A 23,156-nucleotide genomic window follows, 5' to 3' on the forward strand; every position below is an offset into this window, starting at 1 on the left:
TCGGCGCCGTCGTAGCCGGTCGCCGGGGTATAGGTGTAGGTGCCGTCGCCATTCACCACCACGCTGCCGTGTGCCGGATCGGTGGCCTTGCTGTACGTCACCAGGTCGCCGTCGACGTCCGTGGCGACAGGCAGGCTGCCGCTCTTGACCGTATCTTCGTTCGTCGTGATCGCCGTGCCGGAGGCCGTCGGTGCATGGTTGGCCGGGGGATCGGCGAAGTCGACCACGATGTCGCTGCGCGAGGCGCCCGTCACGGCGCTGGCCGAGACGCCACTGAACGCCGCGTCGCCGAAGGTCACGCCGAAATTGGCGATGTCGTTCGCATTCGTGTGCGCGTTGGCGTTGCCGGTAAACGTCAGGGTCGCGGTGGTGGCGCTGGTACGCGTCACGTGGGCCGTGAGGCCGGCCGGGGTATTGCTGAACGTGACGCCTGACAGGTCCGCGCCATTGCTACCGCTGAAGCTGCCGTTGGCCAGCGTGATGGTCGCGCTCATCGAGAACGATCCGTCGTTGGCGCTCGCCTCGACGAAATTGGTGGTGCTGTAGGTCAGGCGCGGGGCCGGCGTGTCGACGACGTTGGTGGTACCGTTCCAGGCCGGACCCACGCTGAAATCGATCGCGAAATAGGCGATGCCGCTCAAGCTGCCGGAACCGGCGGTGTTGACGCCCGACTTGATCTGGAACGAACTCATGGAGTCGTAATAGACCTTGACGCGGTACTCGTCGGCGGTAATGCTGCTCGACGGGTTGTTGAAGCCGCTGGCCGCCACATACTGGAATGTCACCGCGCCGTTGCCCTGGGTCGAGGCGACCAGCTTGGTGTTGGTCGATAGTTCGTAGCGCGAAAAACCCTTGAACTGCTGGTACTGGCGGTCGCTGTTGCTGGAACCCACGCCATCGATGTCGTAGGAGTTGACAGCAACGTTCTGCAGCGTGACGGCGGTGCCAGTGCCCGCGCCGGTGTAAGTGCCGGCCTTGTAGAAGTCGATGGTGAACGTAGCGCCGCCGCCGGAAGCGGTGACGTTCATGTTCGGCTGGAAGTAGTTCGCCCCCGTCGTCGAGGGGTTGTTCGGCGAATCGTAGGTGCTGATGGTGGCGCGGTCAAGCGCGGTGGTTACCACCGCATCGATGGCCTGGCCGTCGATGGTAATGACGCTGTTGAAACGCACCACGTTGCCGTTCGACTTGCCGTCGCCGATGATATTGGTGAAGCCGCTGCCGGTGCCGTTGAACACCAATTCTCGCCAGTTGGCGTCGTACACCGTCTGCGTCGCCAGCGCGCCCTGCCAGCCGGCGCCGTCCAGCGCCAGCGCGGCGGTGTCGATGGCGCCCTGGTGCGCTTCCAGCGTCCAGTTGCCCGAGAACGCCCGCGAACCGGTGATATCGGTCGACGCGGCCACGTCGGCATGGGTCAGCGCGGCCAGGCGATCCACGAACGCCTGGCCGGCCGCGCCTTCGGCCACGTCGCAACCGTAGATCAGGAGGTCGCCGCCGGATGCCAGGGCCTGGCCCAGGCGCGCGAAGCGGTCGCCGTACTGGTCGATGTTGGCGCCCGAAATGGTGGATCCCAACTCGATCTGGCCGGCCGCGCCGTGCGTGACCAGGTGGATCGCGTCGACCGGCGCGTGTCCGGCAAGCGCATCGACCATCTGCTGCAGGCCGTCGCGCGTATGGTCCAGCACGACCACTTCCACCCCGGGCGCCACGCCCGCCACCAGTTGCTGGTAGTTCGGGATATTGTCCTCGATGAACACGATCTCCTGGCGTTCCTGCGCCGGCGGGCGCAGTGCGGGCGGCACCAGCGTGTCCTGGTGGCCGGCATCGTGCCGGGGCGCCGCGCGCTCGGCCGCGGCCGCGGCCGTGGCGTCGGCCGCCGCCTTGGCCGCGGCGACCGCGGCATCGGCGGTGGCGCCGTCGAACATGATACGCGGCTCCAGGGCGAACGATGCCGGGCCGCGGCGGTTCAGGGCGCGGCGCGCGCCGGCGGGGGCACCCGCCGTATCGATGGCGGTCAGGTCGAGGACGGAATTGGATTTCATGCGGGTTCGGGGCAAAGGATGGGTCGGTACCGGCGGGTCAGTGGCCGGCGGGTGGAGTGAGCTCGACGCGTCCGCTCATGCCGGCGATCAGCTCGGGAAAACGGCCGGCGATCGCGGCCGACAGCTTGACCGACTGGCTGACCGGATCGACGCGCGCGCCGATGCGCTGTACCTTGGCCGGATAGGTCTTGCCGGTCTCGTCGATACGCACCTGGAACGCGTGTCCCGGCTTGATCCAGGCCAGCCAGCGCGACGGCACCAGGAATTCGAGTTCGAGCACCGAATCGTCGAGGATCTCCAGCAGGGCCTGGCCGGGCTGCACGTATTGCTGCTCGCGCACCTTCTGCTCGGCGACGCGCCCGCCGAACGGCGCCGCGATCGTGCACTTGGACAGCAGCACGCGGCTGCCTTCGACTTCGGCCCTGGCCTTGCCGACTTCGGCTTCCGACGCCTCCAGTTCGACCTTGCCGACCGAACGCAGCTCATCGAGGCGCTTGTTGGCGACGTAAGTGCGCTCGGCCGCGCCCAGCACGGCCCTGGCCTTCTGCAACTGGGCCTGCTGCAGCGAGCAATCGAAGGCGACCAGCGCCTGGCCGGCGCGGAATGCGCCGCCTTCTGGCACCGCGATCCGGCTGATCTTGGCGCCGATCTCGGACGCCACCGTGGTGTAGCGGCGCGGCGCGAGCTGGGCGCGGATATCCTGGCGATCCAGCGCGGTGCGGCCGGCCTGGGCCTGCGGCGCCGGCACGGCGGGCGCGGCGGCGATGGCCGCCTGGGCCATGGCCAGGCCGGCGGCCGCTACCAGGGCCGCGATACGGACGTGCACCCTCATTGGCGCTTGCCCTGCGCGGCGCGCTTGCGCTGCGTCGTGGCCTTGGCCAGCTTGACGGGCGCGGCCGGGGCGGCCGCGGGCGCCGGCGCGGCCGGCGCGGCCGCTGCGGACTTGGCGGGACGGGACGCGAGGTCCTGCTCCCAGGTGCGCATCGCCGCGCCCACGTCGCGCGTCAGCTGTTCCAGCGACAGCTCGTCCACGCTGCCCAGGCGCGGTTCCATGCCCACGGTCGCCTGCATCTTGCTGGCCGCGCCCTGCAGTTGCGCCAGCGACTGGTAGCGGCGCAGCAGCGACAGGATCGCGGTCGTGTTGTTGGCCACCATCTCCAGCTGGCTCTGGGCTTCGACCTGGCGGCGATTGCGCACGTGCTCGGCGATCTTCGCGTCGGCGCTCCAGATCTGGTCGGCGCGCAGGTACTGGCGGTAGGCGACCTGGTATTGCAGGCGCGCCAGGTGGACCTGGGTCAGCACGCTCATCTGGGTCGCCATGCGGCGCTGGTCGGCCAGCTTCACGCCGGCCTCGGCCATGCGTTTCTGGGCCGGCCCGGAGAACAGGTTCATCACGTTCCACGACAGGTGCGCGCCGGCGTCGTTCCAGCGGTTGTTGATCTGGTACTTGTCGGCGTCGTAGCGCAGGTCGTAGTTGAACGACAGGTTGGGGAACAGGCGCAGCATGGTCTTGCGCGTTTCCTCGACCGCGATGCGGCCGTTGTAGAACTGTTCGCGCAGGTCGGCGTTCTGGGTCACGGCCAGCTCTTCCAGGCGGGCCACGGGCACCTCCAGCAGGGCCGGCTCCATGCCGCCATCCGGCTCGACGACCTCGAAGTCCTGGTCCAGGGGCGCGTTGATCAGGCTGGCCAGTTCGACGCGGCCGCTGGCCAGTTCCTGCTCGATGCTTTCCAGCAGGCGCAGGTTTTCCAGCAGCTGGCGCTGGTAGCGCAGCGTGTCGACCGGCGAGCGCAGGCGTTCCTTCTCGACCTTGCGGGCATCGGCCAGGGCGGCCTCGGCCATGTCGATCGTGCGCTTGACGTCGTCGCGCAGCTTTTGCGCGCTGGCGGTGCGCCAGAACGCGGTCCGCACGTCGGCGATCAGCACGTGCATGGCCTTGCGGCGGCGCTCCGCCGCGATCAGCACGCGGTCCGCGCCCTGCTTCGCGCTCAGGTAGGACATGCCGAAGTCGAGCATGTTCCAGGTCAGGCCCAGGTCGTAGGCCGCATGGCTGCGCTCCGACGAGATGTACGGGTTGGCCAGCGACGGCTTGCCGGTGACGGAATCGACGCTGCGGGTGATCAGTTCCTTGTCGCGCCAGGTATAGCCGGCGTTCGCCATCGCTTTCGGCAGCATGTCCAGGTTGGCCACGTCGAGCTGGTTCAGCGCCAGCGCCTCTTCCATCAGGCGGGTGCGGCGCTCCAGGTTGTACTTGAGGGCGCGGGCGATCGCCTCGTCCATCGACAGCTTGCCGGACAGCGGAGGAACTTGCGCCTGGGCCGCCGCGCGGTCCAGCGCCGCCTGCCGCTGCAGCGTCTCCTCGGCCAGCGGTTGCACGTTCACGGTGCCGCAGCCGGCCAGCACCGCGGCGGCAAACACGCCGGCCGTCGCTGCTGCGAGTTTCCTGGGCATGAAGAAGGGGGATTGGCTGGGAAGGATCGCGCGAGAGGACATGGATGGTAATCGATGGGATGAGATTCGCCACGGTGCCGGCAGAACCGGCACCGGCGTGGCGCGGGGATGGATAACGCTAACAAAGAAGATGATGACCAGAATTTTAGTGCACAATTGCTACCAAAATATCCCAAGAAACTAATATTTCCACTTTGCATGTTGTTATTAGGTAACGGAATATTGACAACGATGCCATGATTTTGCATTGTTTCTTTGTGGAAAATATTAAATCTCGATCCTCTTTTCTTTGCTTTGTTGAAAAATCCTCATCGAATGGCGATGACCGGACACGATCCGGGGTGCTCCGCGTTCGTCACGGCGAAAAAAAACCAGCCCGCAGGCTGGTTGTCGGTCGCAAGCATGGCTTGCGCAAGCGGCATGCATGCCGCCCGCTGACGCGCGATCAGTAGCCGCGGCTGCCGGTGCCGCCGCTGGTGCCGCTGGTCGTGCTGGTGCCGGTGGTGCTGGTGCCGCTGCTGGTGGTACCGGTGCTGGTACCGGTGCCGGTCGCGCTGGTGCCCGCGCCCGAACCCGCGCCCGTGCCGGTCATGCCGCCGCTCGACCCGCTCAGGCCGCTGCCCGAGCTGACGCCGCCGGCACCGGTGCTGCCGCTCATGCCGCTGGTGCCGGTCGCGCCGGAGCCCATGGTGCCGGTCGCGCCGGTCGTGCCGCTGGTTCCGCTGGTGCCGGTGGTACCGCTGCCGGTACCCATCGGGTCCGTGGCCGTGCCGGTGGTGCCGCTGGTGCCCATCGAGCCGGCGCCGGTGGTGCCGGTGGTGCCGCTGGTGCCCGACGAACCGGTGCCCATGGTGCCGCTGCTGGTACCGCTGGTACCGCTGGTGCCGCTACCCATCTGGCCCGTGGCGGTACCGGTGCTGCTGCCGGTCGTGCTGCTGCCGGTCATGCCGCTGCTGCTGCTGCCGCTGCTGCCCGACTGTTTCTTGCCGGAGTGTTTCTGCGACGATTTGCTGGTCGACGACTGGTCCTGCGACGTGGTGCTGGTCTGCGCCTGGGCAGCGCCCATCATCGCCATGGCAATCGACGCACCCATCAGGCCTTTCAGAAGTTTATTCATCTGCATGTCGTTTCTCCTAATATGTTTGGGGCTAAAAGCTCAACAATATCAATGAGATACCGTTCAGAGGAAAACCAGTCTAAAGCGATCGCGGCAAAGCGTGCGCGCGTTAGCCGCCAGGAAAGTATTCATCCGGGGTGAACCAGGCCCGCCGCCTGCGCGGACAGCGTGCCCAGGCGCGTGTACAGCTCGAGCACGCGGCTGGCATCGTCGGGATAGACGCGGTTCGACAGCAGCACGTAAAAGCTGCGCGATCCCGGGTCGATCCACAGCACGCAGCCCGTGAAACCGGTATGGCCGTAGCTGGCCCCAACCGGGTACAGCAAGCCGCGCGGCCGTAGCGCGTAGGGCGAATCGATGTCCATGCCCATGCCGCGCGGCGCCAGTCCGGCGGGCGTCTGCGCCGTGGTCAGCAGGCGCACGCTGTCCGGGCGCAGGATGCGCACACCGTCGAGTTCGCCGCCATTGAGCACCATGCGCGCATACCGCGCCACGTCGCGCGCGGTGGTGAACACGCCGGCCGAGCCGGCCACGCCGTCCATGCGGCGCGCGGTCGGGTCGTGCACCACGCCCTGCAGCAGCGCGCCCGGCGCCAGGTCGCCGTGCGCCGTGGCCGTGCCCGGCTGCGCGCCCTTCTGCGTCGGCGCGATCGTGTCCGCCGCCACGCCGCGCCGCAGCGGCAGGTAGCCGGTATCGCGCATGCCCAGCGGCGCGAAGATGCGGGTGCGCGCGAACTGGTCCAGCGGCATGCCGGAGACGCGCTGCACGAGCTGGCCCAGCAGGATGTAGTTGATGTCCGAGTAGCGCAACAGCGTGCCCGGCGCATCGGTCACCGCCGTGTTGCACGCCAGCGCGTGGGCGGCGGCATCGCCGTGCCAGGCCGGCTTCGCGGGCAGCCCGGACGGCAGGCCGGAACTGTGGGTCAGCAGGTGGCGGATCGTGATGGCGTCCTTGCCGCCGCCGGCGCATTCCGGAAAGTACTGCGCCAGGCGCGCATCGAGGTCGATCTTGCCCTCCTCGGCCAGCAGCAGGATGGCCGGCGCCGTGGCCAGCACCTTGCTCAGCGAGGCGGCATCGAACACGGTGTCCGGCGTGACGGGCGCCGCGTCCGGCCCGTCATGCAGCGTACCGTAGGCCCGTTCGTAGACGTCGCCGGCGCGCTCTAGGTGGAACACGGCCCCCGGCAATTTTTTCTCGCCGATCGCCTGCCGGAGCGCGGCATCGATCTCGGGAAAGCGCGCCGCATCGAGGGCGGCATGACGGGCGCCGGGGAGCGGACGGCCGGGGACGGCGCACCCGGCGGCGAGGACGGCGAGGCAGGCGACGGCGAACAGGGTGCGGCGTGGCAGCCGCGCACGGAAGGAAAACAGGCGCATGGACGGAACCGCCTTAAAAAAAGGCAATCATAGGCAGCGCATCCGGCAGGGTCAAGCGTACGCGCCGGCGTCCATACGCCGGACCGCATTTTGGACCGCCGCGCACGCGAAAGGAACGATCGGCGTATGATTCCCCGCATGATCCCATTCTCGATACTCGACCTCGCCCCGATCACGGAAGGGGCGCAGGCATCCGACTCCTTCCGCAACTCGCTCGACCTCGCGCAGCATGGCGAGCGCTGGGGCTACCACCGCTTCTGGCTGGCCGAACACCACGGCATGCCGGGCATCGCCAGCGCGGCGACCGCGGTGCTGATCGGCCACGTGGCCGGCGGCACCTCGCGCATCCGCGTCGGCGCCGGCGGCATCATGCTGCCGAACCACTCGCCGCTCGTGATCGCCGAACAGTTCGGCACGCTCGCATCGCTGTATCCGGGCCGCATCGACCTGGGCCTGGGCCGCGCGCCCGGCTCCGACCAGGCGACGGCGCGCGCGCTGCGCCGCAACCTCGCTTCCGACGCGGACGAGTTCCCGCAGGACGTCGTCGAACTGCTCGATTATTTTTCCGACGCGCCGCGCGGCCGCATCCGCGCCGTGCCGGGCGCGGGGCTGAAGGTGCCGGTCTGGATCCTCGGCTCGAGCCTGTTCGGCGCGCAGCTGGCGGCGCACCTGGGCCTGCCCTATGCCTTCGCCTCGCATTTCGCGCCGCAGATGATGATGCAGGCGATCGAGATCTACCGCGCCACCTTCCGCCCGTCGGAGCAGCTCGACAAGCCTTACGTGATGCTCGGCTTCAACGTGTTCGCGGCCGACAGCGACGAGGAAGCGCAATTGCGCGCCACCTCGATGCAACAGGCCTTCGTCAACCTGCGCACCGGGCATCCGACCAAGCTGAAGCCGCCGGTCGCCGGCTATTACGACCTGCTCGGCCCGGCGGAACGCACGATGCTCGATTCGGTGCTGTCGTGCTCGGCGATCGGCGCGCCCGACACGGTCGAACGCCAGCTCAAGGCCTTCATCGCGCGCACCGGCGCCGACGAGCTGATGATCACCTCGCAGATCTTCGACCACGCGGCGCGCCTGCGTTCGTACGAGATTACGGCGGAGATCCAGCGCAAGGGCTGACGCTGCCGGCGACCTGCTTCATTACGGATTGTTTCCACGGTGGGATGGCGTACATTCGCCGTGGAACGCCATGTCTATGCTGGCGTCATCGGGCGGCATGTCGCCGCCGTGTCACCAGGAGAACACCATGAAGTCGAAGACCGGATCGATCGTCCTTACCCTGATGCTGTCGCTCGCCGCCACGGGCGCCTGGGCCAAGCCCGGCTGCCTGAAGGGCGCGGCCGTGGGCGCGGTCGGCGGCCACGTGGCCGGCAAGCACGGCGTGCTCGGCGCGGCTGCGGGCTGCGCCGTCGGCCACCATATGGCCAAGAAGCAGGAAAAACAGGAAAAGCAGGAGCGCCAGCAGGCCCAGGCGAATGCCCAGGCGCAAGCCAACGCGAACGCCCAGGCGGCCGCACGCAAATAAGCGGCCGTCCATCGGGGCCGGCGCGGCGCCGGCCCGGCGTCAGGCGTCGCCCGTCCCCGCCTGCAAGGCATCGATGAGCGCACGCGTCGAGCGCACCTTGCCCATCACCTTGAACACGTTACCGCACGCAAAGTTGTGCGCATCGGCCTCCATGCTGCTCATCGCATCCTCGGCGAACACCAGCTCGAAGCCCTGGTCGAACGCGGCGCGCGCCGTCGATTCGACGCCGAAATTGGTGGCGATGCCTCCCAGCACGATGGTCTTGATGTGGCGGCGCCGCAGCAGCTGTTCCAGGTCGGTCCCGTAGAAGGCGCCCCACTGGCGCTTGGTCACGACGATGTCCTGCGCCTGCACCTGCGCGTCCGGCGAGAAATGCAGGGCTTCCGGCGGCGGGGCCGGGGTGCCGGGCTTTTTCATGGGATTGTCCGCGGGCAGCGGCAGCAACTCGTCCAGCAGCACGCGCACGAACACCACCATGCCGCCGCGGTTGCGCATCTCGTCCGCCAGCAGCACGCAATTGCCGACGACGCGGTCGGCCGGGTGCGGCGCCAGCTGGCGCGTGGTATTGAAGTTCTGCAAATCGATCAGCACCAGGGCGGTGCGTCCAATGTCCAGTTTGGTATCGTCCATGGTTCCTCCTTGGGTAAAGTATCGGACAAGCGAGGAATCGGCGGCGCGCGCTCGATGCCCCCATGGCCTATTCGCAGCGGGTTGCCTCTGTGATAAATTTCTCAGGATCATCAACAGCGAAGCGCCGACGCGCCGAACCCCCATGAAACGAATCGCCCTTGCCGGCATGAGCGCCCTGCTGGCGGCTTGCGCCACCCCGCAGCAACAGCCTCCCATGACGGCGTACACCACCGGATCCGGCGCCGCGCGCAGCAGCGACCAGCTCGCGCTCGAGTTCGAAAAGGCGGACCTGGCGCTGCGCATCGAGCCGGACACCCGCAGCATCCGCGGCGACGTCCGGCTGACCTTCGGCACCCGCGCCGCGGTCGAGCGCATCGAACTCGACCTCGACCGCAACCTGCCGATCGACGCCATCGAGGTCGACGGCCGGCCGCTGGCCGCGAACCGCTGGCGCAATCCGGAGGGCAAGCTGACGGTCGACCTGCCGCAGCGCCTGGAACCCGGCCGGCAGACCACGGTGCGCGTGCGGTACCACGGGCAGCCGCACGTGGCCAAGAAGGCGCCCTGGGACGGCGGCTTCGTCTGGTCGAAGACGCCGGACGGCCAGCCCTGGGTCGCCAGCGCCGTGCAGGGCGAAGGCTGCGACCTGTTCTGGCCGTGCATCGACCACCCGACCGGCAAGGCGAAGATCGTCGAGGAACACTTCACGGTACCGGCGCCGCTGGTCGCCGCCGGCAACGGCGTGGCGCTGGGCATGGACGAGAAGGACGGCTGGCGCACCTGGCACTGGCGCGCGAAGAACCCGAGCACCTACGGCATCTCGATCAACGTCGGCCCGTACAAGCTGATGGAAGGGAACTACGCCAGCCGCTACGGCAACACGATCCCGCTGCGCTTGTACTACCTGCCGCAGAGCGAGGCGCAGGCGAAGGAACTGTTCGCGGAATTCGCGCCGATGCTGGACTTCTTCGAGAGCGTGATCGGTCCCTACCCGTTCGGCGACGAAAAGATGGGCGTGGTCGAGACCCCGCACAAGGGCATGGAACACCAGACCATCAATGCCTACGGCAACAAGTACGCGAAGACCCCCTACGGCTACGACGACCTGCTGCAGCACGAGTTCGCCCACGAATGGTTCGGCAACCAGCTGACCAACGCCGATTGGGACGATATGTGGCTGCACGAGGGCCTGGGCAGCTACATGCAGCCGCTGTACATGCAGTGGCTGCGCGGCGACCAGGAATACTTTGCCCTGCTGATGCAGTCGCGCGCGGGCGTCCGGAACAGGAAGCCGATCGTGTCGGGCACGCCCAAGCTGGAAGAAGAGGTGTACGACGAGAAGGTCGGTCCTGGCCAGGACATCTACGTCAAGGGCTCGCTGGTCATGCACACGCTGCGCGGCCTCATCGGCGACGCGGCGTTCTTCCGCTCGGTGCGCGAGATCGTCTACGGCACGCCGGACCCGCGTCCGGGCAACTTCGCGCCGCGCAACGGCAGCACGCCGGAATTCATGGCCATCGTCAAGCGCAACGCCGGCCGCGACCTCGACTGGTTCTTCCAGGCCTACCTGTACCAGGCCGCCCTGCCCGAACTGCAGGCCACGCGCAGCGGCGACACCCTGCAGCTGGCCTGGAAGACGGAAAAGAACACGCCGTTCCCGATGCCGGTCGAGGTACGCGTGGGCGAGCGCATCGTCAGCGTGCCGATGACGGACGGCCGCGGCAGCGTGGCGCTGCCGGCCGGCGCGACCTACACGCTCGATCCGCATTCGAAGGTGCTGCGCCGGCTCGCGCACATCGAGCAGTTCCACCAGTACCAGGAAGCGCAGAAGAAGCGCAAGGCCGGCAGCTGAACGCCGGCGTCCTGGCGCAGGCCCGGATCCGATGTTGCATGCGCCATCGCAGCGCAAACAGCAATCGGACTCCGGCCTGCGCCGGGACGACGTGCTTGCATGGCTTGAAACGGCGGTTCCAGCGCGGTCCTGGACGTCACGCTGCCCGGCAACGGCTGGCTGCGCTCGCGCAGCCTTCGCACCGGAGCGGATAGCGCGCGGCGAAGCCGTTCACCTGGCGCGGGAAGCGGACTCCGGTGCGAGTCCGCGCCCGTCGTTTCAAGGCAAGACATTCCCTTCGGTATCGATCCTGCGCACCTCTCCCAGCCCCAGCGCGCGGATGTCGCGCTCGATCTTCGCCAGGTCGCCGACGACGATCCAGACCGGCTGGCGCGGCAGCACCAGCCGGCGCGCCAGCGCAGCGATGGCGTCCGGCGTGACCGCGCGCACCTGCGCCGCATAGGTGGCGTAGTGATCCTCCGGCAGGCCGTACTGCAGGATCGTCGCGTAGGCATTGCTCAGTTGCCCCACGGTTTCGAAGGCGCCGGGCAGGCCCAGCGTCTCGTGGTCCTGGGCCTCCTGCAGTTCGCGCGGCGTGACGGGGCGGCCGCCGGCGATGGCGGCGTATTCGCCGGCCAGCGCGCGCAGGGCATCGGCGGTCTTGTCCGTCTGCACGGGTGAGACGCTGTACAGGATGCGCTGCCCGACCGCCTGCACCAGGGTCGCGCCGACGCCGTAGGACCAGTGCTTGTCCTCGCGCAGGTTCAGGTTCAGGCGCGAATTGAAGGTGCCGCCGAACACGTCGTTCAGCAGGTCCAGGGCGGTCGCATCCGGGCTGTTGCGCGGCGGCGCCAGCTGGGCGCCGACGATCTCGCTCTGCAGCGCGCCGGGACGGTCGATCAGGTAGACGACGCTGCCGGCCGGCTGGGACACGGCGGCCACGTCCTTGCGCGGCACCGGCCCGGGACGCCAGGCGCCGAACGCGCGCTCCAGCAGCGGCAGCAACGCCGCCAGCGTGGTGTCGCCGACCACCAGCAGGGTCGCATTGTTCGGCCGGAACCAGGTTGCGTGCCAGGCCGCCAGGTCGGTACGCCCGATGCGTGCCAACGCCTGTTCGGTGCCGCTGCCCGTCAGCGGCAGCGCGTAGGCGTGCCCGCGGCCGTAGACGAGCGCCGGCAGCGCGCGCAGCGCCATCAGGCGCGGCACCGTCTTCTCGCGCGCGATGCCGGCCAGGCGCAGCGCGCGCTGGCGCTCGACCTCGGCCTGCGGGAAGGACGGATGCAGCGCCAGGTCGGCATACAGGGCGAGCGACTGCGCCAGCGTCGGCGCCAGCACGTTCATGTTGACGAAGGCGCCATCCAGGTTGATCGTCGTGCCGAACGAGGCGCCCAGCGCTTCCAGTTCGCGCGCGATGTCCTGGGGTCCGCGCACCGTCGCGCCGGCGCCGCCGGTTCCCTCCTCCAGCATGCGCAGCGCGAAGCTGGCCAGGCCCGGCAGGCGCTGCGCATCCGCCGCGAAGCCGGCATCGACCATCAGCGACAGGTTGACCACCGGCGCGCCGTGGCGTTCGGCGACCACGACCTTCAGGCCGTTCGACAGCACGGCCCTGCGCATCGGCGGCAGCGCCAATTGCTGCGCCTGGCCGGCCGGCGGCGCGACGTCGCGCTCGAGCGTGGACGGCGTCGCCGCCAGCTGCGCCGGAAAGGGATCGACCTGCAGCACGAAGTCGCCGTCGGCGAGCCAGTCGCGCATGGCCCGGCGCACGGCGGCCGGGGTCGCGTCCTTGATGCGTTGCAGATACGTCTTGTAGCAGTCCGGCGCGCCCGTGAACACGGCGCAGCGCGCCAGCACGTCGCTCTTGCCCCCGAAGCCGCCGACGCGCTCGAGCGCGCGCACCTGCCCGGCCAGGATCGCCACCTGCGCGCGGCGCAACTCCTCGGCCGTCGGCCCCTGGTCCAGCAGCGTGCGCAGTTCCTCGGCGGCGCCGCGTTCCAGCGCGGCCGGATCGGCGCCGGGGCGCGCGGTCAGGTTGATGCCGAACTGCCCGGCGATCTCGTAGGAATCGTTGCCGGCGAAGGCGGACGTCGCCAGTTGCTCACGCTCGACCAGGCGCCGGTACAGGCGCGAGGTCTTGCCGCCGCCCAGCACGCGCGCGCCCAGGTCGAGCAGCGCTTCCTCGGGCGTGTCGGCGCCGGGCACGTTCCAGATCCGGTAGATGCGCGCCTGCGGCACGCGGTCCTGCACGGTCATCCGGTGCGTGCCGCTGCGCCTGGCGACCCAGGCGCGCTGGCGCGCCAGCGGCGGGCCCGGGGCGATGTCGCCGTAGTATGTCTCGACCTTGGCGCGCGCTTCCTCCGGCGTGATGGCGCCGGCCAGCACCAGCACGACGTTGTTCGGACCGTAATGGCGGCGGAACCACGCCGTCACGTCGTCCATCGAGGCCGCGTCGAGGTCGGCCATCGAACCGATCGTGGTCCAGGAATACGGATGCCCGGCCGGCCAGGTGTTGGCGGCGACGAGCTGCTCGACCACGCCATAGGGCTGGTTCTCGCGCTGGCGCTTTTCGTTCTGCACAACGCCGCGCTGCAGGTCGAGCTTGTTCCGGTCGAGCACGGGCAGCAGGTGGCCCATGCGGTCGCTCTCGGCGAACAGCACGGTGTCCAGCATCGACGCCGGCACCGTCTCGAAATAATTCGTGCGGTCCTTGTTGGTGGTGCCGTTCAGGTCGCGCGCGCCGATGCCTTCCAGCGCCGCCAGGAAGGGGCGATCGACATGCGCGCTGCCGGAGAACATCAGGTGCTCGAACAGGTGGGCGAAGCCGGTCTTGCCTGGCTGCTCGTCCCGCGAACCGACGCGGTACCAGGTGTTCACGGCCACCACCGGCGACTTGCGGTCTTCGTGCACGAGCACCGTCAGGCCGTTCTTCAACACGAACCTGGTGTAGGGAATATCGGGAACCGGGATGTCGACGACGGACGGGTCGGGCCGGGCGGCCGGCGCCGCCGGCAGCCACGCCGGCACCAGCAGGGACAGGATGCAGAACAGCCGGATCAGCGCGGGCATGGGGTCTCCTCGAATGACAGCCCCGCATTCTAGGCAGATGCCCGCATTGCCGGTGCACGCATGTTCCCAAGAAATATTTCTTGCCTTGTCGTCCTGCGCCGACAGGCACTGTGGGCCTGGTCCGCTGCACGATCCATGCAACAGGCGTATCATGCAGGCTTAGCCACCAGTGCAAGGACAGTCCCATGAATCAACGACGCTCCTTCCTCAAAAGCTCTGCCGTCATGGCATCGGTACTGGGCGCGCCCGCGGTCGTCAAGGCCAAGTCGATCCCGACGGCGGCCGCCGCCGCGGCGCCCGGCGAACGCATCTTGCGCCTGTACAACACGCACACGGGCGAAACCACCCGCAGCGTGTTCTGGGCCGAAGGCCAGTTCATTCCCGATGCCTTGCAGGACATCAACAAACTGCTGCGCGACCACCGCAACAACAAGGTCGCGGCCATCGACCCGCAGTTGCTGATGCTGCTGGACCGAATCAGCGCGAAGTTCGGCGACCACCCGACGATCCACGTGATTTCCGGCTACCGGTCGCCGGAAACGAATGCCAAGCTGCACGAAAACACGACCGGCGTGGCCAAGCACAGCCTGCACATGGACGGCAAGGCCATCGACGTGCGCATTCCGGGCCAGGACCTGGCCAAGCTGCACCGGGTCGCGATGGCGGCCAAGGGCGGCGGGGTCGGCTACTACCCGGACTCGCAGTTCGTCCACATGGACGTCGGCCGCGTGCGCTACTGGTGATGCGCATCCGGCCGCCGCGCGCCGCGACGCCGCCGGCGCTGTTGCCTGCGGCGTTGGCCACGCCGTTGGCCACGTCGTTGGCCACACTATTGGTCGCGCTGTTGGCCGCGCCCCCGCTGGCGCGCGCCCAGGTGGCGCCGGCCACGCAGGACGCCCCGCCGCCCGCCGCGGTGGTGGCGCCGGCGCAGACGGTCAACGTCACCTCGACGCGCGATCCGGTCGACAAGTCCTACCGCAAGATGATCGCCGGCATGGCGCGCTTCGAGCGCGAGCACGCGCTGGCGCCGCGCGCCACGCTGCGCTTCCGCCTGCTGCCGCGCTCGCCGAACGTGGACATGCACGGCATCACGCTGCGCATCGTCGGCGATGCCGTCACGGTGCCGGTGCCGGTCGCGCCGGACAACAGCTTCACGCTGCCGCGCAACGCGCAGGCGCTGCGCGAGGACGCCGCCGTGCTTGCCAACCGCAAGACCACCAGCATGACCTGGCGCGCCCAGGTGACGACGCCCGGCCTGCCGCCCGGCACCCGGCGCCTGGGCGACCTGCGCCTGGAATGCCTGGTCGGCGTCGAGGCCGGCCTGGTGTCGAACCGCTCGCCGCTGTTCGGCTGGATCGCCGACGCCCTGAACAGCCCCGAGCAGGTCTGCAACAGCCCGGACGGCAACTTCCTGTTCTTCACCGAGCGGCCCGTGTTCGCCGTCATCCTGCGCGCGCCGGGACGCAGCGAGATCCTGCCGTTCCGCTTCCTGTACGCGGGCGGCGAGCAGACGCGCGACATGCTGCCCTACTGCGATTGCCAGGTGCTGCTCGACCGCACCTATTACGCGCCGATCTGGGACCGCAGCTGGCCCGACGACACCCTGGTCCACTTCGCGTACATGGACGACCTCGACGAAGGGATGCAGCCATGAGAACCCTGTCCACCGTCCTGCTGGCGGCGGCCCTGCTGGCCGGCTGCGCCAGCGCCCCCACGCCGGGCACGCTGGTGCCGGCGGACCGCTTCGGCCAGGTGGTCGTGCCCGGCAAGACCACGCGCGCCGAGCTGGTGGCCGCCTTCGGGCAGACCAGGACGGTGGTGTTCGACAGCGGCATGGAAGCCTGGCTCTACAGCACCGCCACGCCGGCCGGCGCCGCCGAACAGGTGGTGCTGCTCGACCGCGCCGGCATCGTGCGCAAGGTGCGCACCCGGCCGCCCTACCCGGGCGACCAGCCACGCCGCTGAGCGCTTCATGGCAGAATGCCAGCATCGCCACCCACCGCCATCGCGCCGATGCCCGATCCTCTTTCCCCCGAAGCCGTCGTCCAGCGCCAGCTCGACGCCTACAATGCCCGCGACGTCGACGCCCTGCTCGCGACCTATGCGCCGGATGCGCGCCAGTACGAGCATCCGGGCCGGCTGGTGGCCAGCGGCGCGGCCGAGCTGCGCGCGCGCATGGCCGTGCGCTTCCAGGAGCCGAACCTGCATGCGCGCCTGCTGCAGCGCGCCGTGATGGGCAATATCGTCATCGACCACGAGGAAGTCACCCGCACCTTCCCGGAAGGCACGGGCACCGTGAACATGGTGGCGATCTACGAGGTCGTCGACGGCAGGATCGCCAGCGCCTCGGTCCAGGTCGGCAACAAGCGCCTGCACGGCGCCGCGCCGGCATGAGGGCCATGCAGCGCGCGATCCGCCGCGCGGCGATCGCCGCCCTGCTCGCGGCCGGCGGCATCGGTGCCGCCCACGCGGCGGCGGAGACCGGCCTCGATCCGGTCGAGCGGCGCATCGTGGCCGAAGTCAGGGCCGGCGCGCCGCAGGCGCTGGCGCTGCTCCAGAAGAGCGTGCTGATCAACAGCGGCACGATGAACCTGGAGGGCGTGCGCGCCGTCGGCCAGTTGTTCCGCGAACAGTTCGACGCGCTCGGCTTTGCCACGCGCTGGATCGACCTGCCGCCGGAGATGCAACGGGCCGGCCACCTGGTCGCCACCCGCGACGGGCGGCGCGGCAAGCGCCTGCTGCTGCTGGGCCACCTCGACACCGTGTTCGAACCGGGCAACGGCGCACCGACCTGGGAACGCCAGGGCGACGGGCGCGTGCGCGGCCAGGGCGTGTCCGACATGAAGGGCGGCGACGTGATCGTCGTGGCGGCGCTGCGCGCCCTGCAGCGCGCCGGCGCGCTCGACGACACCCGCATCGCCGTCATGTTCACCGGCGACGAGGAAGAAGCCGGCAATCCGAAAAGTCTCTCGCGCGGCGACATGGTGGCGCTGGCCAGGCGCAGCGACGCCGCCCTCAGCTTCGAGGGCAACGTCGTCGACAAGGACGGCCGGCCGACCGCCACCGTCGGGCGCCGCGCCACGGCCGGGTGGACGCTCGAGGTGACGGGCCGCCAGGGCCATTCGATGGCCGTGTTCGGCGCCAACGGCTATGGCGCCGTGTACGAGGCGGCGCGCATCCTCGACGCCTTCCGGCGCGAGGTGGCCGAACCGGGCCTGACCTTCAACCCGGGCTTCATCGTGGGCGGCACCGAGACCGCCGTCGACGCGGCGGCCGCGCGCGGCAGCGCCTTCGGCAAGACCAATGTGATCGCCGCCGGCGCCCGGGTCGAGGGCGACCTGCGCTACCTCGACTACGCCCAGCGCGACCGCGCCCATGCGCGCATGCGCGCGATCGTGGCGCAGCACCTGCCGGGCACCGACGCCACCATCGCCTTCCACGATTCGTATCCGCCGATGGCCGTCACCCCCGGCAACCTGGCGTTGCTGGCCACGTATTCGCGCGCCAGCGAGGACGCCGGCCTGGGCGCGATCGCCGCGCTGCCGGCCGAGGCGCGCGGGGCCGGCGACATCCAGTTCGTGGCGCCGTTCGTCGCCAGCCTGGACGGCCTGGGCGCCAGCGGCAACGGCGCCCATTCGCCCGCCGAGGATCTCGAACCCGACTCGATCGAGCGCGGCGCCATCCGCGCCGCGCTGCTGATCTACCGCCTGACCCGCTGACACTGGAACCGACACCGCCATGGCCCGACTGACCCTCTCCTTCCCCGAAGACCAGTACTACTACACGACCGTGCTGACGGTGCGCGTCACCGACATCAACGCCGGCAACCACCTGGGCAACGACTCGATGATCTCGATGATCTCGGAAGCGCGGGCGCGCTTCCTGTTCGAGTTCGGCGTGGCCGAGACGGAGCGCGACGGCACCGGCATCATCGTGACCGATCTGGCCACCACCTACCGCGCCGAGGCGCACGCGCGCGACGAGCTGCTGTTCGAGGTGGGCGTGATGGACTTCAACAAGTACGGCGGCGACGTCATCTTCCGCATCACCCGCCCGCGCGACCGGACGCTGGTGGCGATGGCCAAGCAGGGCTTCGTCTTCTACAACTACAAGGCCGGCCAGGTGGTCGCCATGCCGGACGAGTTCCGCGCCAAGTTCGCGCAGGTGAACTGGATCGATTGAGGCCACGCCCGCGTGTGTGCGGGAACACAAAAAAAACTGGAACTTTTTCTTCCCCCCGGCGGAATATGGGTAAAACACACTTGCCCATGACGACCACCACCGCCTCCGACTCCGACCTGCTGCGCCAGACGCGCGCCGGCGCCGCCGATGCCTTCGCGGCCCTGTACCGGCGCCACCAGGGTCCGCTGTACCGCTTCGCGCTGCTGCGCTGCGGCTCGCCCGGCACGGCCGCCGACGTGGTGCAGGAAGCCTTCATGGGCCTGCTCACCGGCCGCTTCGCCTTCGATCCGCTGCGCGGGCAGTTGCAGCACTTCCTGTTCGGCGTGGCGCGCAACCTGATCCTCAAGCTGGAAGCGCCGGGCCAGCGCCACGTGCCCCCGGCGGCGGACGACGACGAGGACGGCGAGTCCGAGCTTCCCGCCGACGGCGCCTGCCCGCTGGCGCGCCTGCTGGACCACGAGGCGGCCGAGGAAGTCCGGCGCGCGCTGGCCCTGCTGGCGCCCCATTACCGCGACGCCGTGATCCTGTACGAGATGCACGAGCTGTCGTATGCCGAGATCGCCGACGTCTGCCAGGTCGACATCGGCACCGTGCGCTCGCGCCTGTCGCGCGGCCGCGCGGCCCTGGCCCGGCGCCTCGCCGCGTGGCGCGGCGCCAGCACCGTTTGAAAGGACACATGATGACGACTCCGGATTCCCGCAACCCCGATGGCCCCGACGCCCGCCTCCCGCTGTTCGACGACCTGCGCCGCGAGATGGCCGCGCTGGACGCGCCACGCGGCGTCGAGAAGGAATTGATGCAGGCGTTCGCGCAGCGGTTCCCGCGCCGCCGCCGCTGGCACGACGCGCTGACCGCCCGCGCGTGGGCGTTGGCCGGCGGCCTGGCGGCGGCCGGCGTGGCATGCGCGCTGCTGGTCGTGAACCTGCACGCGCCGGGCGTCGATGGCGGGACGGGAAGCGTCCAGCCGGTAGTGACGCGCGGCGACGACGGCGGCCTGTTCATCGCCCTCGACTCGATCGAGCGCATCGAGCGGGAACCCAGTCCGCGCATGGTGTCGACGCAGGTGTCGCGCACCAGCCTGGCCGCGCTGGGCGTGCCGCTCACCCCCGAGACGGCGGGCGAGTCCGTCCGCGCCGAGATGCTGGTCGCCGCCGACGGCCAGCCGCTGGCGCTGCGCCTGAGCGCCATCAACTGACCATCCATCGACCAAAGAGAGTGCCATGAACCCTACCCGCCCGATCCTGGCCGCCACCCTGGCCGCCGCCCTGGCCAGCCTGTCCACCTTCGCACTGGCCGACGAGCAGGCGCCCGCCGGCGGCCAGACCTTCATCGTCGATTCGCTGGTCAAGGACCCGCGCAGCGGCGTCACCATCATGCGCACCGGCACCGTGACGCAGGCGCCCTACAGCGCGCTGGCCGTGACCGAGCGCCTGCAGCTGCTCGCCGACGGCAACCAGATCGCCGAGCGCCAGAGCACGATGACCTACCGCGACGGCGCCGGCCGCACGCGCCGCGAGGTGCGTGATGCGAAAGGCGAGACGGTCGTCGTGACGATCAACGATCCGGTCGCCTCGGCCAACGTCGTCCTGCATCCGCAGACGCGCACGGCGACGCGGATCGGCGACCTCTCGCTGGCCGCGCGCGCCGCCGCCGAGAAGGGCCGCGCCGCGGCCGCCGCAGCCGCGCGCGTCAGCACCGAGCTGGCGCGCCGCGAAGGCGACATGGCGAACGTCGAGCGGCGCCGCTTCGGCGACGGCAGCGAGGCGATCATCGTCAAGCGCGTCGAACGGGGCGGCGAGACGCGCGTGAACGTGCAGGACGTGCGCATCCAGTTCCCGAAAGTACTGGCGAACGCGGTCACGATACGCGATCCGCAATCCACGGTCGTGACCCTGACGAACACGATGTTCGCCGATGCCAGGTGGGCGGCGAAGGCGACCACGAAGGACCTGGGCACGCGCGACGTCGGCGGCGTCAAGGCCGAGGGCAAGCTGCGCAGCTACGAGATCCCGGCCGGCGAGATCGGCAACCGCAATCCGATCGTGGTGTCGGACGAGACCTGGACCTCGCCCGAGCTGAAGGTGGCGGTGTACACGAAGCACAGCGACCCGCGCAGCGGCGACACGATCTTCAGGCTGGAAAACATCCGGCGCGAGGAGCCGGCGCCGGCGCTGTTCGCGGTGCCGGCCGGCTACACGGTCGACGAGCCGCTGGGGCAGCGGAAAGAGAAAGACAAGGCAAAATGACCCGTCGTCCCGGCGCAGGCCGGGACCCGATCTTCGCACCGAAGCCGCACACGCCGCGTCGATGCAGCCTCATCGACTTCGAATGGGAACCTGGGTCCCGGCCCGTGCCGGGACGACGGCGCTACGTCCATCACACCATCGGCGGATCCGTCTCGCGCGCGAAGGCACGGTGGCTTGCCAGCGCCTGCTTGAACGCGTCGACCGGCGCGTCGACCAGCAGGCCCGGATCGGCCGAGCCGTCCGGCAGCGTCGCCGGGATCATCGCCTTGGCCAGCAGGTCGACACCGGCGCCCAGCGCCAGGATCGGCTTGCAGTGGCGGTACTGCTCGCGCACGAAGTCGATCGTGTGGGCGTTGCGCGCCAGCGCCGCGACGGCCTGCTTGCCGTCCGGGACCACCATGGCGTCGTACAGCACCGACGGCCCGGCTTCCAGCGAGACCTCGACGTCCAGCGGCGCGCCGTTCGCGCCCGCCACCTTGCCCAGCATATTGCCCACCAGGCGCGGCACGGCGCCGTCTTCCAGCAGCGTCGCGTACAACGCACGCACCTGGTCGGCGTCCACGCCCGGGGCCACCAGGATGGCGACGCGGCGCGTGCGGATGCCGGTCTGGCCCGGGCGGCTCATCAGCGACAGGGCCGGCGACGGCGCATACGCCGGCACCGGCGCGTCCAGCGCGCGCGGCAGCGGGTCCGGCACCTCCATGCCCAGGCCCATGGCGACCTTGGCGACCAGGCCGGCATCGACGTTGGCCAGCAGCGCCAGGATGCGCTGGCGCACCGCCGGCGTCTGCACGCGGGTCAGCTCGAAGCGGAAGGCGTTGGCGATGTGGTCCTGCTCGACCGGGGTCTGGCTCTGGTAGAACAGGCGCGCCTGGCCGTAGTGCTCGGCGAACAGCTCGGGATTGCCGCGCACCTTGTCCTCGGTGGTGAAGCGCTCGGGGAAGCTGGTGAAGCCCATCTTGCCGGCCTGGTACGGGCTGCCGCCGCCCAGCGAGTTCGGCTCGTAGTTCACGCGGCCGCGGTTGATGGTCTGGCGGTGGAAGCCGTCGCGCTGGTTGTTCTGCACCTGGACCACCGGCGCGTTGATCGGGATCTCGTGGAAGTTCGCGCCGCCCAGGCGCGTGAGCTGGGTGTCGAGGTAGGAGTGGTTGCGGCCCTGCAGCAGCGGATCGTTGCTGAAGTCGATGCCCGGCACGATGTGCGCGGTGCAGAACGCCACCTGTTCGGTCTCGGCGAAGAAGTTGTCCGGATTGCGGTTCAGGACCAGGCGGCCGACCGGGGTCAGCGGTACCAGCTCCTCCGGCACGAGCTTGGTCGCGTCCAGGATGTCGAACGGGAAGGATTGCGCCTCCTCCTCCGTGAACACCTGCAGGCCCAGCTCCCACTCGGGGAAGTTGCCCGACTCGATCGCTTCCCACAGGTCGCGGCGATGGAAGTCCGGATCGGCGCCGGAAATCTTCACGGCCTCGTCCCACACCAGCGAATGGGTGCCCTGCATCGGCGTCCAGTGGAATTTCACGAAGCGCGACTCGCCCTGGGCATTGATCAGGCGGAAGGTGTGCACGCCGAAGCCCTGCATCGTGCGGTAGCTGCGCGGGATGGCGCGGTCCGACATGGCCCACATGAGCATGTGCGCGATTTCCGGCGACAGGCCGGCGAAGTCCCAGAAGGTGTCGTGGGCGGTGGCGGCCTGCGGCATCGCATGGTGCGGTTCGGGCTTGGCGGCGTGCACCAGGTCGGGGAACTTCATCGCGTCCTGGATGAAGAACACGGGAATGTTGTTGCCGACCAGGTCCCAGTTGCCTTCGTCCGTATAGAACTTGACGGCGAAGCCGCGCACGTCGCGCGCGACGTCGGTCGAACCGCGCTCGCCCGCCACGGTGGAAAAGCGCACGAACACCGGGGTGCGCTTGCCCTTGGCCGCGAACGGCGCCGCGCGCGTCAGTGCGCCGAAGTCGTCGTAGGACTCGAAGAAACCATGCGCGCCCGAGCCGCGCGCGTGCACGACGCGCTCGGGAATGCGCTCGTGGTCGAAATGGGTGATCTTCTCGCGCAGGATGAAGTCTTCCATCGCGGTGGGACCGCGCAGGCCGATCTTCAGCGAGTGCTGGTTGTCGGCGACCGGCACGCCCTGGTTGGTGGTCAGGTGGCGGCCGGACGGATCGGCGCGCACGCGGTCGAGCGGTTCCACGGTGCGGTTCTCGCCCACCGGCGGCTGGCCGCTGCCGACCTTGTCGGAGCTGGCGATCTCGCTGCTGGTGCTGCCGGTGGTGGCCGGCGACGCGGGCTGGTGATGATCGCCCACGTTCGGCGTGCGGGAAGCGTCGCCGTATTCGCCGGGCTTGTTCGGATTGAAGGGCATGGCGGCCGCCAGCCGCTTTTCGTCGGCAGCCTTGTCGAACAGGCGCGCCTCGACCGGATTGGCCGGGGAAGCCGACGGCGGGGTCGGGTCGGACGGGCCAGCCATGGTGCTCAATACCGAGCCGGCGCCGTCGGGCGTGCCGTTTGCGGGGGTCTTGCTTTTCGAAGTCATCCTGTCCTCACTGATTATTCAACCGGGTTTTGTTGGACATCCAACATAGCCGGCGGGGACAGGTGCCACGGTTACATCACTAACATAGCGGACGATAAAACCGTTAAATGATTACTATCGCCTGCATAGCGAATATTTATCATTTATGCAGGGAAAT

Annotated in this window: 20 protein-coding genes; 12 read left to right on the top strand and 8 right to left on the bottom strand. The window is 69.3% G+C overall.

The features are described from left to right. The 5 genes from QZ749_RS23040 to QZ749_RS23060 form a co-directional block, all read right to left on the bottom strand. A partial coding sequence (locus QZ749_RS23040) for a DUF4347 domain-containing protein (protein ID WP_296952037.1) occupies positions 1–2,039 on the bottom strand: 2,039 nt, incomplete at its 3' end. 37 nt (positions 2,040–2,076) lie between these two features. Beyond that, positions 2,077–2,871, bottom strand: coding sequence for an efflux RND transporter periplasmic adaptor subunit (locus QZ749_RS23045; RefSeq protein ID WP_296952039.1), 795 nt, complete (start codon positions 2,869–2,871; stop codon positions 2,077–2,079). After that, positions 2,868–4,490 (bottom strand): TolC family protein, encoded by a 1,623-nt coding sequence (locus QZ749_RS23050; protein ID WP_296952043.1) that lies wholly within the window; start codon positions 4,488–4,490, stop codon positions 2,868–2,870. The genes QZ749_RS23045 and QZ749_RS23050 overlap by 4 nt, the downstream gene beginning before the upstream one ends. A 445-nt stretch (positions 4,491–4,935) precedes the next feature. Continuing rightward, complete coding sequence (locus QZ749_RS23055; protein WP_296952046.1) at positions 4,936–5,607, bottom strand: hypothetical protein; 672 nt, start codon at positions 5,605–5,607, stop codon at positions 4,936–4,938. A gap of 128 nt (positions 5,608–5,735) precedes the next feature. Beyond that, the gene (locus QZ749_RS23060; RefSeq protein ID WP_296952049.1) at positions 5,736–6,983 is read right to left on the bottom strand and encodes a serine hydrolase; all 1,248 of its coding nucleotides are present in this window, start codon (positions 6,981–6,983) and stop codon (positions 5,736–5,738) included. 138 nt (positions 6,984–7,121) lie between these two features. Here QZ749_RS23060 and QZ749_RS23065 point away from each other — a divergent pair, with 138 nt between their 5' ends. Together QZ749_RS23065 and QZ749_RS23070 are read left to right on the top strand one after the other, a co-directional pair. Then, positions 7,122–8,108 carry an LLM class flavin-dependent oxidoreductase gene (locus tag QZ749_RS23065; RefSeq protein WP_296952052.1) on the top strand — a complete coding sequence of 329 codons (987 nt, stop codon included), beginning with the start codon at positions 7,122–7,124 and terminating at the stop codon, positions 8,106–8,108. 127 nt (positions 8,109–8,235) lie between these two features. Next, the gene (locus QZ749_RS23070) at positions 8,236–8,514 is read left to right on the top strand and encodes a hypothetical protein (protein WP_373896853.1); all 279 of its coding nucleotides are present in this window, start codon (positions 8,236–8,238) and stop codon (positions 8,512–8,514) included. 39 nt (positions 8,515–8,553) lie between these two features. Here the strand turns inward: QZ749_RS23070 and QZ749_RS23075 are convergent, their stop codons facing one another. Then, positions 8,554–9,144 carry an isochorismatase family protein gene (locus QZ749_RS23075; RefSeq protein ID WP_296952054.1) on the bottom strand — a complete coding sequence of 197 codons (591 nt, stop codon included), beginning with the start codon at positions 9,142–9,144 and terminating at the stop codon, positions 8,554–8,556. A 142-nt stretch (positions 9,145–9,286) separates the two neighbouring features. On the opposite strand from QZ749_RS23075, the gene QZ749_RS23080 reads away from it, so the two are divergent. Next, positions 9,287–10,996 (top strand): M1 family metallopeptidase, encoded by a 1,710-nt coding sequence (locus QZ749_RS23080; protein WP_296952057.1) that lies wholly within the window; start codon positions 9,287–9,289, stop codon positions 10,994–10,996. Positions 10,997–11,254: 258 nt separating this feature from the next. Here QZ749_RS23080 and QZ749_RS23085 read toward each other — a convergent pair whose 3' ends face one another. After that, the gene (locus QZ749_RS23085) at positions 11,255–14,038 is read right to left on the bottom strand and encodes a pitrilysin family protein (RefSeq protein ID WP_296952060.1); all 2,784 of its coding nucleotides are present in this window, start codon (positions 14,036–14,038) and stop codon (positions 11,255–11,257) included. Between the two features lie 185 nt (positions 14,039–14,223). Here QZ749_RS23085 and QZ749_RS23090 point away from each other — a divergent pair, with 185 nt between their 5' ends. From QZ749_RS23090 to QZ749_RS23130, 9 genes are all read left to right on the top strand, one after another. Next, entirely contained in the window at positions 14,224–14,781 is a 558-nt protein-coding gene (locus tag QZ749_RS23090; protein ID WP_296952062.1) for a DUF882 domain-containing protein, read from the top strand. Between the two features lie 77 nt (positions 14,782–14,858). After that, positions 14,859–15,692, top strand: coding sequence for a hypothetical protein (locus tag QZ749_RS23095; RefSeq protein WP_296952065.1), 834 nt, complete (start codon positions 14,859–14,861; stop codon positions 15,690–15,692). Continuing rightward, entirely contained in the window at positions 15,689–16,003 is a 315-nt protein-coding gene (locus QZ749_RS23100) for a hypothetical protein (RefSeq protein WP_296952068.1), read from the top strand. Before QZ749_RS23095 ends, QZ749_RS23100 begins: the two co-directional genes overlap by 4 nt. 15 nt (positions 16,004–16,018) lie before the next feature. After that, positions 16,019–16,432 (top strand): nuclear transport factor 2 family protein, encoded by a 414-nt coding sequence (locus QZ749_RS23105; RefSeq protein WP_296952071.1) that lies wholly within the window; start codon positions 16,019–16,021, stop codon positions 16,430–16,432. A gap of 5 nt (positions 16,433–16,437) precedes the next feature. Next, entirely contained in the window at positions 16,438–17,757 is a 1,320-nt protein-coding gene (locus QZ749_RS23110) for a M20/M25/M40 family metallo-hydrolase (RefSeq protein ID WP_296952073.1), read from the top strand. Between the two features lie 19 nt (positions 17,758–17,776). After that, positions 17,777–18,220: a thioesterase family protein gene (locus QZ749_RS23115; protein WP_296952081.1), complete on the top strand. Its 444-nt coding sequence runs from the start codon at positions 17,777–17,779 to the stop codon at positions 18,218–18,220. Between the two features lie 86 nt (positions 18,221–18,306). Next, complete coding sequence (locus QZ749_RS23120) at positions 18,307–18,888, top strand: RNA polymerase sigma factor (protein WP_296952084.1); 582 nt, start codon at positions 18,307–18,309, stop codon at positions 18,886–18,888. A gap of 8 nt (positions 18,889–18,896) precedes the next feature. Continuing rightward, positions 18,897–19,415 (top strand): hypothetical protein, encoded by a 519-nt coding sequence (locus tag QZ749_RS23125; RefSeq protein ID WP_296952086.1) that lies wholly within the window; start codon positions 18,897–18,899, stop codon positions 19,413–19,415. A 25-nt stretch (positions 19,416–19,440) separates the two neighbouring features. Further along, positions 19,441–20,466: a hypothetical protein gene (locus QZ749_RS23130; protein WP_296952089.1), complete on the top strand. Its 1,026-nt coding sequence runs from the start codon at positions 19,441–19,443 to the stop codon at positions 20,464–20,466. Between the two features lie 130 nt (positions 20,467–20,596). Here the strand turns inward: QZ749_RS23130 and QZ749_RS23135 are convergent, their stop codons facing one another. Next, positions 20,597–22,999 (bottom strand): catalase, encoded by a 2,403-nt coding sequence (locus tag QZ749_RS23135; RefSeq protein ID WP_296952092.1) that lies wholly within the window; start codon positions 22,997–22,999, stop codon positions 20,597–20,599. Positions 23,000–23,156 lie beyond the last annotated feature (157 nt).

Origin of the sequence: uncultured Massilia sp. (assembly GCF_913773735.1) — a bacterium.
Classification (GTDB): Bacteria; Pseudomonadota; Gammaproteobacteria; order Burkholderiales; family Burkholderiaceae_D; genus Telluria.